Origin of the sequence: Methanobrevibacter sp., from assembly GCF_045603845.1 — an archaeon.
GTDB lineage: Archaea > Methanobacteriota > Methanobacteria > Methanobacteriales > Methanobacteriaceae > Methanocatella.
The window spans coordinates 1-14594 of record NZ_JAZUMY010000003.1; the positions used below are offsets into that span (position 1 = coordinate 1).

The 14594-nt window shown below is 32.8% G+C and carries 21 protein-coding genes; 2 read left to right on the plus strand and 19 right to left on the minus strand.

What is annotated here, in order from left to right; translation table 11 throughout:
* The 7 genes from ACKI2W_RS00110 to ACKI2W_RS00140 form a co-directional block, all read right to left on the minus strand.
* On the minus strand, nucleotides 1-943 hold a 943-nt coding region (locus ACKI2W_RS00110), incomplete at its 3' end, for a hypothetical protein (protein ID WP_407378345.1).
* Nucleotides 944-1120: 177 nt separating this feature from the next.
* Nucleotides 1121-2980: a PAS domain S-box protein gene (locus ACKI2W_RS00115; protein WP_407378347.1), complete on the minus strand. Its 1860-nt coding sequence runs from the start codon at nucleotides 2978-2980 to the stop codon at nucleotides 1121-1123.
* Between the two features lie 77 nt (nucleotides 2981-3057).
* Nucleotides 3058-3351, minus strand: coding sequence for a hypothetical protein (locus ACKI2W_RS00120; protein ID WP_407378349.1), 294 nt, complete (start codon nucleotides 3349-3351; stop codon nucleotides 3058-3060).
* Between the two features lie 19 nt (nucleotides 3352-3370).
* Nucleotides 3371-4636, minus strand: a complete 1266-nt coding sequence (locus ACKI2W_RS00125) for an MFS transporter (RefSeq protein WP_407378350.1) — start codon at nucleotides 4634-4636, stop codon at nucleotides 3371-3373.
* A gap of 127 nt (nucleotides 4637-4763) precedes the next feature.
* Nucleotides 4764-5153 carry a hypothetical protein gene (locus ACKI2W_RS00130; protein ID WP_407378351.1) on the minus strand — a complete coding sequence of 130 codons (390 nt, stop codon included), beginning with the start codon at nucleotides 5151-5153 and terminating at the stop codon, nucleotides 4764-4766.
* A gap of 113 nt (nucleotides 5154-5266) precedes the next feature.
* Complete coding sequence (locus ACKI2W_RS00135) at nucleotides 5267-5512, minus strand: hypothetical protein (RefSeq protein ID WP_407378352.1); 246 nt, start codon at nucleotides 5510-5512, stop codon at nucleotides 5267-5269.
* A gap of 81 nt (nucleotides 5513-5593) precedes the next feature.
* A complete protein-coding gene (locus tag ACKI2W_RS00140; RefSeq protein ID WP_407378354.1) occupies nucleotides 5594-6046 on the minus strand; it encodes a class I SAM-dependent methyltransferase in 453 nt (150 codons plus the stop codon).
* Between the two features lie 143 nt (nucleotides 6047-6189).
* On the opposite strand from ACKI2W_RS00140, the gene ACKI2W_RS00145 reads away from it, so the two are divergent.
* Nucleotides 6190-6759: a DapH/DapD/GlmU-related protein gene (locus ACKI2W_RS00145; protein WP_407378356.1), complete on the plus strand. Its 570-nt coding sequence runs from the start codon at nucleotides 6190-6192 to the stop codon at nucleotides 6757-6759.
* Here ACKI2W_RS00145 and ACKI2W_RS00150 read toward each other — a convergent pair.
* The 6 genes from ACKI2W_RS00150 to ACKI2W_RS00175 all read right to left on the minus strand — a co-directional run bounded on the left by ACKI2W_RS00150 (nucleotide 6756) and on the right by ACKI2W_RS00175 (nucleotide 10506).
* Nucleotides 6756-7430: a DNA alkylation repair protein gene (locus ACKI2W_RS00150; protein WP_407378358.1), complete on the minus strand. Its 675-nt coding sequence runs from the start codon at nucleotides 7428-7430 to the stop codon at nucleotides 6756-6758. The two genes, ACKI2W_RS00145 and ACKI2W_RS00150, sit on opposite strands and share 4 nt — an antisense overlap.
* Nucleotides 7431-7435: 5 nt before the next feature.
* A complete protein-coding gene (locus tag ACKI2W_RS00155; RefSeq protein ID WP_407378427.1) occupies nucleotides 7436-7852 on the minus strand; it encodes an RNA-binding protein in 417 nt (138 codons plus the stop codon).
* 33 nt (nucleotides 7853-7885) lie between these two features.
* Entirely contained in the window at nucleotides 7886-8443 is a 558-nt protein-coding gene (locus ACKI2W_RS00160) for a 50S ribosomal protein L15e (protein WP_407378360.1), read from the minus strand.
* A 128-nt stretch (nucleotides 8444-8571) separates the two neighbouring features.
* Nucleotides 8572-9357: a hypothetical protein gene (locus ACKI2W_RS00165; RefSeq protein WP_407378362.1), complete on the minus strand. Its 786-nt coding sequence runs from the start codon at nucleotides 9355-9357 to the stop codon at nucleotides 8572-8574.
* The gene (locus tag ACKI2W_RS00170; protein WP_407378364.1) at nucleotides 9357-9767 is read right to left on the minus strand and encodes an HIRAN domain-containing protein; all 411 of its coding nucleotides are present in this window, start codon (nucleotides 9765-9767) and stop codon (nucleotides 9357-9359) included. The genes ACKI2W_RS00165 and ACKI2W_RS00170 overlap by 1 nt, the downstream gene beginning before the upstream one ends.
* Nucleotides 9760-10506, minus strand: a complete 747-nt coding sequence (locus ACKI2W_RS00175; RefSeq protein WP_407378365.1) for a hypothetical protein — start codon at nucleotides 10504-10506, stop codon at nucleotides 9760-9762. Before ACKI2W_RS00175 ends, ACKI2W_RS00170 begins: the two co-directional genes overlap by 8 nt.
* Nucleotides 10507-10583: 77 nt before the next feature.
* Between ACKI2W_RS00175 and ACKI2W_RS00180 the strand changes: the two genes are divergently transcribed.
* A complete protein-coding gene (locus ACKI2W_RS00180; protein WP_407378367.1) occupies nucleotides 10584-10982 on the plus strand; it encodes a DUF3795 domain-containing protein in 399 nt (132 codons plus the stop codon).
* Nucleotides 10983-11126: 144 nt separating this feature from the next.
* Here the strand turns inward: ACKI2W_RS00180 and ACKI2W_RS00185 are convergent, their stop codons facing one another.
* The 6 genes from ACKI2W_RS00185 to ACKI2W_RS00210 all read right to left on the minus strand — a co-directional run bounded on the left by ACKI2W_RS00185 (nucleotide 11127) and on the right by ACKI2W_RS00210 (nucleotide 14454).
* On the minus strand, nucleotides 11127-11546 hold the full coding sequence (locus ACKI2W_RS00185) for a DUF3021 domain-containing protein (protein WP_407378369.1): 420 nt from the start codon (nucleotides 11544-11546) through the stop codon (nucleotides 11127-11129).
* An 8-nt stretch (nucleotides 11547-11554) separates the two neighbouring features.
* The gene (locus ACKI2W_RS00190) at nucleotides 11555-11995 is read right to left on the minus strand and encodes a LytTR family DNA-binding domain-containing protein (protein WP_407378371.1); all 441 of its coding nucleotides are present in this window, start codon (nucleotides 11993-11995) and stop codon (nucleotides 11555-11557) included.
* A gap of 3 nt (nucleotides 11996-11998) precedes the next feature.
* Nucleotides 11999-12271, minus strand: a complete 273-nt coding sequence (locus tag ACKI2W_RS00195) for a 2TM domain-containing protein (RefSeq protein WP_407378373.1) — start codon at nucleotides 12269-12271, stop codon at nucleotides 11999-12001.
* Nucleotides 12272-12538 (minus strand): 2TM domain-containing protein, encoded by a 267-nt coding sequence (locus tag ACKI2W_RS00200; RefSeq protein ID WP_407378375.1) that lies wholly within the window; start codon nucleotides 12536-12538, stop codon nucleotides 12272-12274.
* Nucleotides 12539-12664: 126 nt separating this feature from the next.
* Complete coding sequence (locus ACKI2W_RS00205) at nucleotides 12665-13336, minus strand: diacylglycerol/polyprenol kinase family protein (protein ID WP_407378377.1); 672 nt, start codon at nucleotides 13334-13336, stop codon at nucleotides 12665-12667.
* Nucleotides 13333-14454: a tocopherol cyclase family protein gene (locus ACKI2W_RS00210; protein ID WP_407378379.1), complete on the minus strand. Its 1122-nt coding sequence runs from the start codon at nucleotides 14452-14454 to the stop codon at nucleotides 13333-13335. The genes ACKI2W_RS00205 and ACKI2W_RS00210 overlap by 4 nt, the downstream gene beginning before the upstream one ends.
* Between the last annotated feature and the right edge of the window lie 140 nt (nucleotides 14455-14594).

Sequence of the window (14594 nt, forward strand, 5' to 3'; positions counted from 1 at the left end):
TATTCGGTAAAGTAATATTCAAACCATCAATAAACTCAGCAATATCAGGCAAAGTAATATTTAGATTATTAATCAAATCTGTAACATTAGGCAAAGTAATATTCAAACCATCAATAAACTCAGCAATATCAGGCAAAGTAATGTTTAAATTATTAATTAAGTTTGAGAAATCTGGGAAAGTTATATTTAAATCATTAATTATATTTGAGTAATCCGGCATTGTTATGTTTGGTAAAGTTATATTTAGATTGTTAATTATATTTGAGTAATCCGGCATTGTTATGTTGAATAAGTTAAAAATATCAAAATCAGAATCTTCACTGATGTTTATTGGATCAGGAGTGCTTTCAGAGGTACTGTTCAAATTCAATAACTTTAAAATATCTTTAATTAAATCTGATAAAAAGGTGTTGTTGCTGTCACTAACTTTTCCGATTAGTAAATCAACACTGAAATTAGCAAGACCTTTACCATTTTCAATTTCAACATATTGACTTACAGTATTATTCATCCAGTTGAGAGATACAATCGCCCCCCCAGGAATAAGATTTCCTTCATTGTCAGTTACATTAAATGGTATAATTATGCTTTCTCCGTTTTTAATAATGACATCATCAACATTAATTATTGGAGTAACTTTCGTATTGTTTAAATTATTATCTCCATTATTTGTATAAATTCCTTCACTGTCGGGTGCATTTTTGTTTTCATCATTAGTGCTATTAGTACTTACACCCAATTCTATATGATTTGCATTATCTGATAATACATTTGCTTCATTAATACTTTCTAATTCAATATCTGATGTAGCTATAGTAATATCAACATCATTAGTATCTGCAGCACTTACTGTACTGATTGCAAGACATGAAATTAAAAGAATTAATGCGATTAATAAACTTTGCTTATTAAATTTCAGAATAAATCCCCCTATTATTTTCATAATATCTGAGTAAATATGCAGCATATAATTTATTACATATTACTTAAAGTTATGTTAGAACTATATTATAATATTATTGTTCTTTTTTTCAATAATAGGAAGTTTAGAACGTTTATTCTGTTATTATCCAAATTTATCAAAAAAATTGAAATAGTCCAATCCACATAAGGATTGAAGCTAAAATGATTCACTTTCAGTAAATACTAAATTTATACATGTTCCATTGTCATAGGAATATTTTATCTCACCGTCAATCTGTTTTGTGAGATTTTGGATAACTATCAAACCTAGGCTGGTCGGATTGTCAAAGTCGACGCTGTCCGGGATTCCAACACCACTGTCACGGTATTCCACTTCGATTTTATTGTCAAGCCGTCCGATTTTTATTTCCACTTTTCCAGGATTATCATCTGGAAATGCGTACTTTACAGTGTTGTTTATCAGTTCATTAATTATCAGACCAAGAGATCCTGCCTGCTTGGCATTTAAGCTTATATCATCTACCTTTGAAATGTACTGTATTTCAGATGAGTAAATATTAAACAGAGATTCGACAATAGAATCGATATATCCTTTTAATTCTATGTCAACTAAAGTTTTTGACTGATAAAGTTTCTCATGCATCACACTGATTGATTTGAGATGTGATTTAGTATCCTCAATAATGTCTTCCATAGGGATATGTTTATGCTCTTCCATACGTATAAGTGACAGTAGAATGTTTAAGTTGTTTTTTATGTTATGGTGAGCTTCCTTAATATCAATATCCTTGTTCTTGATGATTTCGTTCTTTTTATATATCTGTTTTTTCAGTTCATTGGTATATGATGCCTCTTCTGTAATGTCCTGGTGTGATGAAACATAACTTTGAGGATTTCCTTCGGAATCATAGATGCGTTTAATGTGATGTCTGATATACTTAATGTTAAGTTTCAGAGTCATTATACTGGTTGTGAATTCCACTTCCGGATTTGACGGAGAAAGCGTGTCCATAATTGAATCATATAGCTCCATATCTTCACCTAGCAGGAAATCCTTTATTGTTGCAGGGTTAAAAGGATATGACCTGATTTCATCTTCAATGACATCATAGAAATTGTCGGAAACAAAGAAATTATCCGGATATATTCCGTAGGATATGACTGTTTTTGAATGGTCAGCCAAACTTTTAAAGGTATATTTCAGCTGAGTCTTTGAATCATTGTCGTTTTCTATTCGGTTTTTATCTTTTTCCTGCTGTGTCAAATCTCTGATTTTTATCAGCACTGCAGGCATATTGTCATAGTTGATGTATGACCCTTCAGCATTTAGGAAAAATCTTATGCTTCCATCATTATTATATGCTACAAGAGGAACCTTATATGAAACTATTTTCTGTTGTGAAATGAGTTCAATTTGTCTTTTAACAGTTTCCCTGTTTTCTGAAGGCATGCCTTTAAGAGAATATTTGGATCCTAACATTTGATCTCTTGTTTTGCCAACATATCTTGCATAATTTTCATTCAATTCAACAAATCTGTTGTTCTGAACAATAGCAACACCCAAATTCTCATCATTCAATGTGCTGTCCCTGTACATTTTGACTTCGGTTCTGTCTTCATGAATCGAAACAATTGAATTTCCCATCATAAAGTATCGGAAGTGAAGATATTTGATTAATTTTCCATCATCATTCATGTACTTAAGTATTCCAGTCTTTTTTTCGCCAGTCTCATATAATTCCCGGAACATCTTCACGAAATTGTTTTCCTCATCCTGACGTCCGATTGTGTGGGATATCATTGAACCTATTTTGAAGTTGTTGTCCCCAGCCTTAAAATAGTTTGAATGATTAAAGTATTTAAGGTAGAAATCTTCACCATCATTGTATGGCAATAAGACGTAAATTTCTTCACCCATATTTTCTAGAAACTTTATCGTTTCATCATCCATTTTGGGAACATCTTTTATGAGGTATTCATCCTCTATTGATTCAAGTTTATCCACCTTGATTTCAAAAAGCTTTTCTTCATCATAATTAAAATACGCAATCTTCATTAAATAGAACCCCCATTATTTATTAAAAACCTGCATATTCATAAACTATTAATAATAATTATAGCTTTATAAAACATTTATAGTTCGAAATTGAAGCTTACTGTTGTAAATTTCATTCCGCTGTCCCTTATTTTTTTAGATTTTATGTCCACTTTTCCATATTTCTTTAAGAAAGTATTAATCTCACCTGAAACGGCGTTGTAATTCTTTCTGTCGTAAACTCTGTAATTTCCCATGAATTTAACCGTTTCATTTTTATTGAGGACATTTACCTGGTCCAATCTGAATGATTCATTGTTTTTCTCTAAAACGGAATTTATTTTGTCTACTATTTCTTTTTTGATTTTTGCTTTTTCCTCATCATTAATCATTATTATCACCCATTATGTTTTAATCCAATTCATTTATGACTGTTCCTTTGGTTTCCGGGAATGTCCAAATCCAAATACCCACAAGCAGAGCAAATATTGCTGCGATAGCTATTCCATAACTCAAATCAAAGTATGTTGCAACAAGAGTTATGATTACAGGAGTTACGAATTGTGCTCCACGGGCAAGGTTGAATACAGTTCCAACTGCAGTGTTTCTGATTTTTGTAGGGAACAGTTCTGAAAATAGTGATCCGAATCCCCCGAAAAATCCTGTTCCAAATCCTGTTAAAAACATGAAAACCAATATTAAATCAGGAATTGCATCTATCTGGTTCCAGCAAATAGTTATCATGGATATGCTTATGGCCATGATGAAACTGTATATCGTGAAAGCCGGACGTCTACCTAGTTTTTCAGCTACGAAACCGAAGCTGGTGTAACCTGCAAAGTCTCCGCACTGAATCAATACTATTCCTAATGTGGTTCCAACTAATGCCAATCCCCTTTCATTTTCAAGATAGGTTGGAAGCCATGAGTATGTAAACCAATATGCAGACATACCGAATATGCATAATATTAATGAGATAAGAAATATTTTCCTGTGTTCTTTTGTAAGCAACAGCTTGAATTCCTGGAAAATGTTTTTGTTGACATATTTATCCCTGTTTTCAAGCCATACATCAGATTCATTAAGGTATCTTCTCACGAAAATAACCATAATCGCAGGAATTATTGAAAGCAGAAATGTTGCTCTCCACCCGATGACAGGCGTTATTAATCCTCCAACGATTGAAGCAATAATTACCCCCACAGGTGCTCCGGACTGCATGAATGCTCCGAATTTAGCTCTTAATTTATCAGGGAATGTTTCATTAATATATGTCTGGCCTGTTGCCCATTCTCCACCGACACCCAAACCTGTGATGAATCTGAATATCAGAAGTGAATAGAAAGACCATGAGAAAGCGCATAGCAATGTTCCTATTGAATAGATAATTATTGTCCATTGCAATACCCTTTTACGACCATACTTATCTCCCAATGCTCCAAAAATTATTCCTCCCAGACCTGTGGCGAATAATGATAATCCCAAACATAATGATAGCATTTCAGCATTGATGTTCAGGCTGGATTGGAGCTGTGATATCAGAAACGTAAATAACACCAAGTCATAGAAATCAAAAACCCATCCTGCCCAACTCAAACCAAAAATCTTGTAATGGTTTTTAGTTAGTTTTGTTTGTTCATTCATCAACATTATTGTACAACCATTATTTTTTATCATAAATGAAAAAATGCATTAATATATTTAATATATTTGCATAATATTATATATTATTTATTTTTAAATCAATGTAAAATTTTTGTCCTATAAATAACAGTAAAAATGAATAAAATAATTATTTTCATGACTAATTAGGGATTATGGTGATTTTTCCTTCATATATACAACCTTGGTATTTATCATCACCTGCAAAAGTAAAATCACCATAATAGTTATCGCTACCTGCATCGGGCAGATATTGAACATTTTCTATAACAAATCCGCCTTCATCATTGGTTATGACATCAACAAGTGTTCCTAATTCATAACCCGGTTTGTGAAAAGTAATTGTTTTGTTTGGGACACCATTTCCATAGGAATCCATTAACATTCCTGAAAATGATCCGTTTTCTGGAACTTCCGTTTGGTTAATGACAATGAAAGTAGCTACATCATTGTTGAACTGAAACCAGAACACTCCCAAACAGATTATTAAGGCTATGAAAATGATTATTAGGGAATAATTTTGTCTTTTCATATAATCACCAATTAACTATTGAGGTTTATTTATTGTTATATTTTTCTGGACATCCATTCATTGGTCCCATATAAATGTTCTTTTAATAAAAAAAAGATGATTAAAAATACCATTTATTTTTCAAGAACGGCAATATAATCCATTCTCTTTCTTAAAGGAGGAAGCCATGTAAACAGCCTGTAGTATGGCTTATAAACGTTCACCCCATCAAAGAGGTTAACATCCTTTATCCATTTGAAGTTGCCATTCAGACTTGTCAGTTCATGGCCTTTTTCAACTCCCCATATGAATTTTGTATTGGTGTCTTCTATTGATTCCTCCTTTGTGTTTTCAACGGAAACGGGAGGCATAATTTCCATAAACACAGTGCACCTTTCAAAATTATTATTTATTATGTCAATGATGTCTTTAACATCATTTTCTTTGAGATACATTGTCAGTCATTCGACAATGAAGAGCACGTCTTTTCTTTTTTCAATTTCGCCCGCCCATGCTGAGTCCATTGCTGAGTAAGCAAGTGTAGTTACCCTGTCTGTGTCTTCTATATATTTCAGCCTGTAGCTAGCTGAATTCTCCAAATCAACATTATACCAATTTATTTTGCCATTGTCAAGTCTGTTGAATCTGGTGTCCATTCCTGATGCGATATTGACTATTGTACAGTCAGGATGGACGTTAATATAGTCTGTGACCATTTTGTCCAGAACTATTGTTCTTGCTATTGTTCCCATTTGCATGAGCTTGTCCTTTTCGGCTATGCTAAAATCATAATCAACTTTAGAGATTACTTCTATCGCTTTTGAGTCATAAAACCTGTGGTTTTTATTTTGAGAATGTTTTGCCTTGGCATATAATGTCAAAAGCATTGTTTTTTCTACGCCTTCTAAATTCATGATTAATTCTCCATTTAATTTAATGGTATATATTTAAATAGTTATTAATGATATATAAATTTTTAGGCATGCCTAAATTTTTAAGAATTTGATATTAATAATTGTACCAAAAGTTATTATGCTTAATTAAGAAATAATTAACTATGTTAGAACTTGAAGAACTGTTGGAAATATTCAACAATGGAAAGACACTGGAAATGGAATTGGACGCTGCAGAGGCATGCAACTATTACTCAAGGGAAGCCCAAAAGATAACCTGTGAACTGAACTATAAATACCACGAGTTTGATGAAATCAGAGAACTATTTTCTGAACTGATTGGAAAAGAAGTTGACGATGAATTCAGAGTTTTTCCACCATTTTACACTGATTTTGGAAAAAACATTCATCTTGGAAAAAACGTTTTCATTAACTCAGACTGCAAATTCCAGGACCAGGGAGGAATCTACATCGGAGATGATGTATTGATTGGCCATAATGTGGTTCTGGCAACACTGAACCATGAAGAAAATCCTGAAAAAAGAGGAAACCTCTGCCCTTCACCGATAAAAATAGAAGATAAGGTTTGGATTGGATCCAATGCAACAATACTGCCTGGTGTAACAATAGGTTACGGCGCAATAGTTGCAGCAGGTGCTATTGTAACAAAAGATGTTGAAGAAATGACAGTCGTTGGTGGCGTTCCCGCAAAATTCATTAAAAAAATAGACTAAGACAATTTCTTTTGAACTTTCTCGCTTTCAAGTTCCCTGATTGCATTTGAGGAAATCCATCGGCATGTCTTATCATCATTTTTAGAGATTTCATAAGCGACATCCAATGCTTTTTTGTTGCAATCAATATCTCTTTTTCCAATTTGTCTTAAAGCCCAATTAACTGACTTTTTGACAAAATTCCTGTTATCAAAAGAAGCATTCTTAATTAATGGGAAAAACTTATCAAAATCTTCAGCACTAGTCTTCTTGTCATGGACTGCAATAACTGCAATCAAACTGAAAGCTGTCCGTTTTACAAATTCCCTATCAGAATCACACCAGACGAAAATATTTTCTCGGGCTTCAGGCAAGTCAACAAGCAGATTGATGCATGCCTGGTCAACTATATCCCATGAATAGAAGGAATTAACCCATTCATTCAATTGACCGAAAGTAACCTTTTCCTTTTCCTCAATCATTGTTGCAAGCAAATGGGATTCATGGTAAGGATGATCCCACAGTTCACAAGCCAAATCATGGTCTTTTCCGATTTCCTTAGCCAATTTTCTTATTACTGGAAGTCTGATGCCATAGGAATTTTCACATCCGATTGCAAATCTCTTATTGGAATTGACAACTTCATCGTCCGAAATTTCTTCAAAATAAGCAATTACTTCCTTAAAATCCATACTGATCAGTTCAAAATAGCTTCACGAACTTTATTAACTGCAATTTCCTTTTTGGCAGGATATGCGGCAATCTTAATTTTCAAATGGATTGAATCGCCTGAATCAATGACTGTCATTTTCTCATCAATGGCGTCTGATTTATCAAATCTTAAAAACCAGTTACCTTTTTCATCCATTTTGCGCTCCAAATCATCATTTAATTTATCCAAATCACAGGATTCCAAAAGTAAGTTAAAAAAAGCTTTGGTGTATCTTTTCTTAGAAACGATACCTGATAATATAATAATTCTGTCTTCAGTAAGGCCTTCAGCTTCTTCGGCTTCGATTTCAGCTTCAGGCAAAATATTCAAAATAGCTTGTGACAGTTCATCAATGTCTTCGTTTTCATAAACAAAGACCCTAAATTTAATGTTGTGAATCATGAAAATCAAAAAAAGAGTAGTAAAAAAGAGAGATTATAAATCTCTTCTTCTTGCTTGTTCACTACCTTTTCCTTTAGATTTTATTCCACGTCCTTTGTTACCAGCACTAGTTAAGCCTCTTAAAGCTCTGTTAGTGTGTTTTTTGGAGCAAATCCAATTGATTTTTTTATCGTTAATGATAGAAGGACTTTGTGGATCTACTAAGATAACTTCGTAGTATTTGTATTTTCCGTCAGACCATACCCAGTAGGAGTTTAATACTTCTAAGTTAGGGTATTTTTTGCCTACTCTTTCTTCTGCAATTCTTTGAATTGATTTAGCTTGAGTGATTTTGTTTACACCCATTCTTTTAGGTTTACGACCGCCTTTGAAACGTGATTTCCTTCTTCCACCACGTCTTACTCTGGTTCTTACTATAACGAAACCTTTTTTAGCTCTGTAACCTAAGCTTCTAGCTCTGTCTAATCTAGTAGGTCTGTCGATTCTTTGTACTACTTTTTGACGTCTCCATTTTGGAGCTCTTTGCCACATGAGTTCACGTACGTAGGACTCATCTGGGTTTTTCCAAGCGTCTCTAATATATTTATACATAAATTTCACCTTTTTTTTGTTCAGCTATAAAAAGCCACATCCATGGGAACTTATCCCAAAAAAAGCAAACTGCTAAAATTTTAACAGTGATAAACTATTTGTTTTAAGTACATATAAAGTTAATGTTTTCATTCATCTTCAAAAAACAGATTAATTTCGGCCAATTCCCAGTAATCATAATATGCTCCATACTCATCAGAACCATTAAAATGTGCAGATACTGAATTTCTATGGTAAATATCAATAATTTTTGGATTAAAGCCTAATTGGATGCCATACCTATTGAACAAGTTTTCAACATATGCCTTGTCAAAGCCTTCAAAAGATCTCTTTTTTCGCAACTGCCTTAACAATTGGGAAATTTCATCTTCATGAATAACTTCATAATAGTCTGCCAATCTCCCATAAGTTTCAAACAAATCATAGGTATCCTGTGCTACGGCCAATGCATCCTTAAGTGTTTTTTCAACAAGTTTACCTTCATACTCATTGTCATAGATTTGAGCCAGCACAAACAATGGGCTGGTGCGGACAGGATTTAAATCATGAGCCAGCTTTAAATAGGATTTTGCTTTGGAATATTCGTCAAATATCCTTAGAATAGATACATATCCCATGAAAATATCATAGAAATTATCCTTAAGAATTATTACTTCTTTTTCAGGCTCAAACAGTTCAAAAAAGATAGTTTGTTCAATGGGTTTTGAAAAATAATGATATTCATATTCATTATCTAAATCAAGAGGATGTTTTTCTAAAAAATCTTCAAATAGTTTTTTAGATGAATCCCATTGCCTTTTTCTTTCCAATTGCCTAACCTCTTCCAGGCACTGCTGAAATTCATCATCTTTTGGAATTTTTCTTTTAAGCAGATTGTCATCATCTGGAAAAATCTGATTTAAATCATATTCCATCATAATTCCTCTTTTAAATATATGCTGAAATTAATGAATCTGAAAGGATATCCTTTATATACTTCATCTTCACCAATATCCTCAACAATACCATAAATCAGTTTACCTCCATCCATAAGGCCGGATAGAACATTATTCTCATTGCGGGGAACATAACCTATCTTTTCGCCATTGTACTTAACTAAAATAGCATGATGGTCATATTCATTACTGGCTTCTCTAAATAACTCCAATTTATCTCCAATTTTAATTTTTGGAAAGAGATCATTAATATTTTCCACATATTCAAGACCCGCAACATTTAATGTGATCAACTTAATGTCCTTTACAAAAGGTTTGATTTTTCCTCCTTTCTGAATAAAACCGACAAAATCCGAAAGTTCTGAATCGAGTTTTTGAATATTAGCCATTTTCAATCAATCCATTAATTTTTTCTTCAAGTTGTTTGACAGTTTCCTTTCTATCTGAAATTAACTCCAGAAGCATGATTTTGTATTCTTCGCCGGCACCATTATCCAATAATCCCTTTTTATTATACGGATAGTCTTTTTTAACCTTTTCAATCTTTTCTTCATATTCATTTACCAGATTTTCCAAATGGTCAATTTCAGAAAGCTCTTCAAATTCTTCATCAGGAAGTATTGCGGCCACAGATTCCAGTCCTTTTAAATCACCATTTTCAAAACAGTATACTGCCCTATAAAACAGATTTAATTCTAAAAAGGTTTGATTTGGATGTAAATCCGGATGTAATCTTTTAATAAGCATGTGATAAAGTTTCTTGAATTTTTTTGAATCTTCAGGAGATAATTTTTCAACATCATTTTCTTCAAGGAATTTTATTTCATCAATCTGTGCTTGAATCTGTTTTTCATACTCCTCAAACTCTTTTTTAATGATATCATCAATTTTATTCACATTTATCTCATTTTCATGATTTATTTCAATCCGAATCAGCTGAATTTTACGTTTTAACTTATCTATTTCCAGCTCTATCTTATAGAGTTTATGCTCATATCTTCCAAATTCCAAAACATAAAGTCTTTCAATTTCAGGACAAATATGATTAACCAAATTATCATATTCGAAAATTAGCTGAGATAATTTTTCTTTTAATTTCTTTACTTCAGGATGAACTATTAACGACATTTAAATCAAACAACCGATTCTATGAAAAGATATATATTTTTAAATTAATATAATGTTTTCGTAGTGGGGGTAGAGATATGAAAATGCCAGATACTATTGATTCAAAACTGCTTGCTCCATGCGGAGTTAACTGCATAAGCTGTGAAAGATACCAGAATCCCTGTGTGGGATGTTTAATCGGTAATGATGGAAAAAATAAGGCCAGTTTAAAATGTAAGATTAAGACATGTTTTAATACCAAGAACTTCAGTTACTGTGGCCGCTGCAGCGAGTTTCCGTGCCCATTGATGAAAAAGCATTCCAAAAAATATGTCAAAAGATACGGCCTGAATACTTTGGATAGTGCCAAGAGAATCAAAACAACAGGCATCGGCAAAATGATGGCACAGGACAGGGACAGATGGATGTGCCCTGAGTGTGGAGGAGTCATTCACTTCCAGACAAAAACATGTAGCGAATGCGGATATCAATCATAATATTTAAATAATAAATATAACAATAGTTAATAACGTGAATAATAACTATAGTTATTAAATTCACAATGAATTTAATAATTCATATTACTCACCCATTTGTATATATTGAAGAGATTTGGGGTTTAATTCCCCTATATTCTCTTGTTATTCTAGTTTTTTGTTGATTTCACGGGCTTCCAAATAATAATAGATATAAAAAGCAATCCAGAATATTGCTGCAAAAGCAACAGCCACTAAACCCCATTGAATGATAACACCATAGCCAATATCTAAAGGCAGCCAGCCAAGATATATTGCCACACTAAACAAAACTGTAAAGCCTATGGCCATCTGAAACAGAACCTGAAAAGGCAAAGGCCAATTGTTCTCATAAATATATCCGCTTAAAGAGAATCCCCAACCTATAAGAATAGATCCGAAAAATGCATTGATTATATCATATCCTGAAAAGAACACGTTTTGAGGACCTGACTGAAAAGCAATTAAAACCTCAACAAGAGAAACAATAAAACATCCAATAAAAGCACCCAATGCAATCCTTTCAATTAAATCAGTAATCTTCATCATATCACCTACAAATCCAATGATTTTTTAAATTCAGGCAAATATTTTCTTGAAATATTATCCTTTAGACCATTTTTCAACATTATAAACATCATCCCTTTCAGTGAGGGAGCTACACGATCGATTTTATCCAAATTGATGATAGTGGATTTTGATATTCTGATAAAAGATGAATCCAGCATCTCTTCTATCTGATAGAGGGCTTTTTTAACCTGAAAATTATCATTTTCAGTATAAACCTTAACCTGTTTGTCCTCAACTCTGAACATATATATTTCATCAAATTTCAGAAAAGTTATATCCTTTCCTTTCTTAACTGCAATCATTGAATTGGCAGACTCATCCTCTAAAAGATTAATCGCTTTTTGAATGTTATCTGACAACTCATTTGTATGAATTTCAGCATAAGGCTCTTTTATATCTCTTGAAAAAAACAAATCTACTTTCATGACCTATTTCCTCATTTTCTCCATTTCCTCATTAATTTTTTGTTCACGGTATTCTTCACTGTCAAATTTTTCAAATAAGACAAAAGCTTTTAAAAAGTCAAAAAGAACACCGATTCCCCAAAAGAATACTACAAACAAAACCCACCAGTATTCCGGTGTGAATAAATAGTTAATTACTGCCAATATAGCGTTGACTATAATATAACTGTAAAAATTGCGATAGAATTTGATTTTTTGATCAACTCTTCTTTCAGCTCTTTCTCTTATATCACTCATTTAATCACCTAATCTTGAAATTTCCTCTTGGATTTTTCTTTCCCTGTAATCATGGCCCACAATGTCTTCAAAGGAATATGCTTTAAAAAAGTCACTTAAAACACCGATTCCCCAGAAAAGCATTACGGCCATTAATAATCCATAGCTTTTTAGGAATACAAAACTGATAATTGCTATAATAGAATTTACAATCAGATATTTATATAAATTTTCTTCGAATTTGATTTTTGCGTCAACTTTTTTCTCGATTTTTTGCCTTAAATCCATTTACATCAACTCACTAATCGATAATATTAGTAAGTGAAACCATATATAAAGGCGTGATTATAGGTGTTGTCAAGGTGCAAAAATCATTGATTAAAATGCAAAAAATGAAAAGTAAAATGAGGGCAACTATAAAATAGTTACCAAATAATATAAAATTGAAGTCACAGCAGGAACTGTTAAATTGTCAATTCCACCATAACTTAGAGCTTCACAAATGGTTGCAACAGCAGAAATGGATAAAATAGCCACTAAATTAAATTCAGGCATTGCATAACCGATTGATGTGAAAACCATCCATACAAATACGCTCATAACCGTTGTTACAACAAACATGGACAGTGATCCTTCAAGAGATTTTGTACTTCCGAAAATGGAAAATTTCACTTTACCGAATTTAATACCTATTAATGCTGCAAATCCGTCACCATACACTAAAGGAACGATAGCTAATGCAACAATCCATATGTAATTACCGAAGATTATTAACAGTACTGTCCAGATTGCGGAATAGAAAAACAATCCAAGAGCATGCCCTGATTCAGTCATTGTGTTTTCTATTTTAATTGGAGAGTATTCGGTTAACAGGAATGTTCCTATTGAAGCAGGCAATGTCAGTCCAATAATCATAACCCACGGGTTTGAAAAGAACGGCATTGCAAAAATCATATTTCCTACCATGATATGGAGGAATTTACGTGAAAATTCAGGTCTGGATTTTAAAACCTTTTCCGCAATGATAAATATTGCAATTACATAAATGTATACGACGATTAATACAATGATATCTGTGAAAATCATTCTTTATCATACTCCCCGTATTCACATCCTGCATTTTCCATTTTTACATGGTCAATTAATGTACCATCTTTTTTGTAGAGTTTAATTTCTCCCCAACCGTTTCCTCCGTTCCATAGTCTGTTGTGGAGTTTTTTTCCGTTAGGAGCTTCATAATTGAATAGCATCATTTCTTCACGTTTACAGTACAATACCAATTCCATGCGTGAATTTTTGTTTGATGCGTTTATATGCCAGGTATGAACATCTTCTCCTTCTTCAAAGTCGAAATCAATTTTTACCAGATTCCAGAATCTTGCAAAGTTGTATTCATACATTGTACCTTCATAATAAAAACCTATTAACAGTTTACGAGGGATTGCTATTCCGAATGCTTTTGGTCTTCCACCACCAGCTTCAAATGCAGAGTTGTTTAATTTTTCACCCGTTATAAGACTGGTTAAATTACATGAAGAAATCCATAACCATGGTGAGGTAAAGTCACCTCCCCAGTTTTTATCAGCATATCCGTAGGATTTTTCAGGAATTACTTCATATTCAACACCATCCAGCCAGATTGTTCCGCTGTATTGAGTTTTGATTCCTTCAGCATGCCAGAACATTTCAAAAGAGTTCAATTTTCTGAAAATTTTACTTGCACCATAACCAACATTGAAAGTAATCTGTTTATCGATGTCCAAATCCCATCTCATGTCTCCGGCATCACTCATATATTCAGGGTGATTTTTGGCTTCTTCTTCTGTTACGGTACATGACCCTGACATATGGGTTTCAGTTAGAGAACAGTCCCCAACACGAATGTTTAATTCATTGTCTGGGCATTGGAAATCCTTCATTGAGTAAAAATTATGTATCTGCTTTGGATTTTTACCCCATGTTCCAACTTTTGTCATACAATATGACGGCCTTTTGCCTAATCTTTGATTTTCAGGATCTTGACCTAAAGTAGGTTCATCCTCAGCTAATGCAGGGTTACATACAAAATATTCAATGAAGAATGGTTTTGCTTCACCGGTTTCCTTATTATATGCGGTTAAGGAATGCCACCACCAGTCATAACCTTTTTTTGCAAGTGGTCCTTTGAGCATATAATAATTTCTTTCCAAATCACTCTTATTCATAATAATCCTCCAATAAACGAGATATGATAATATTTATTTTAAATATAATAAATATGTTAGTATTTTAAAGCAAAAACAATAGGCTGTTTTTCAACAAAGCAAAAATGAGTGAAAATTTAATAGTATTTTAAATGAAAATA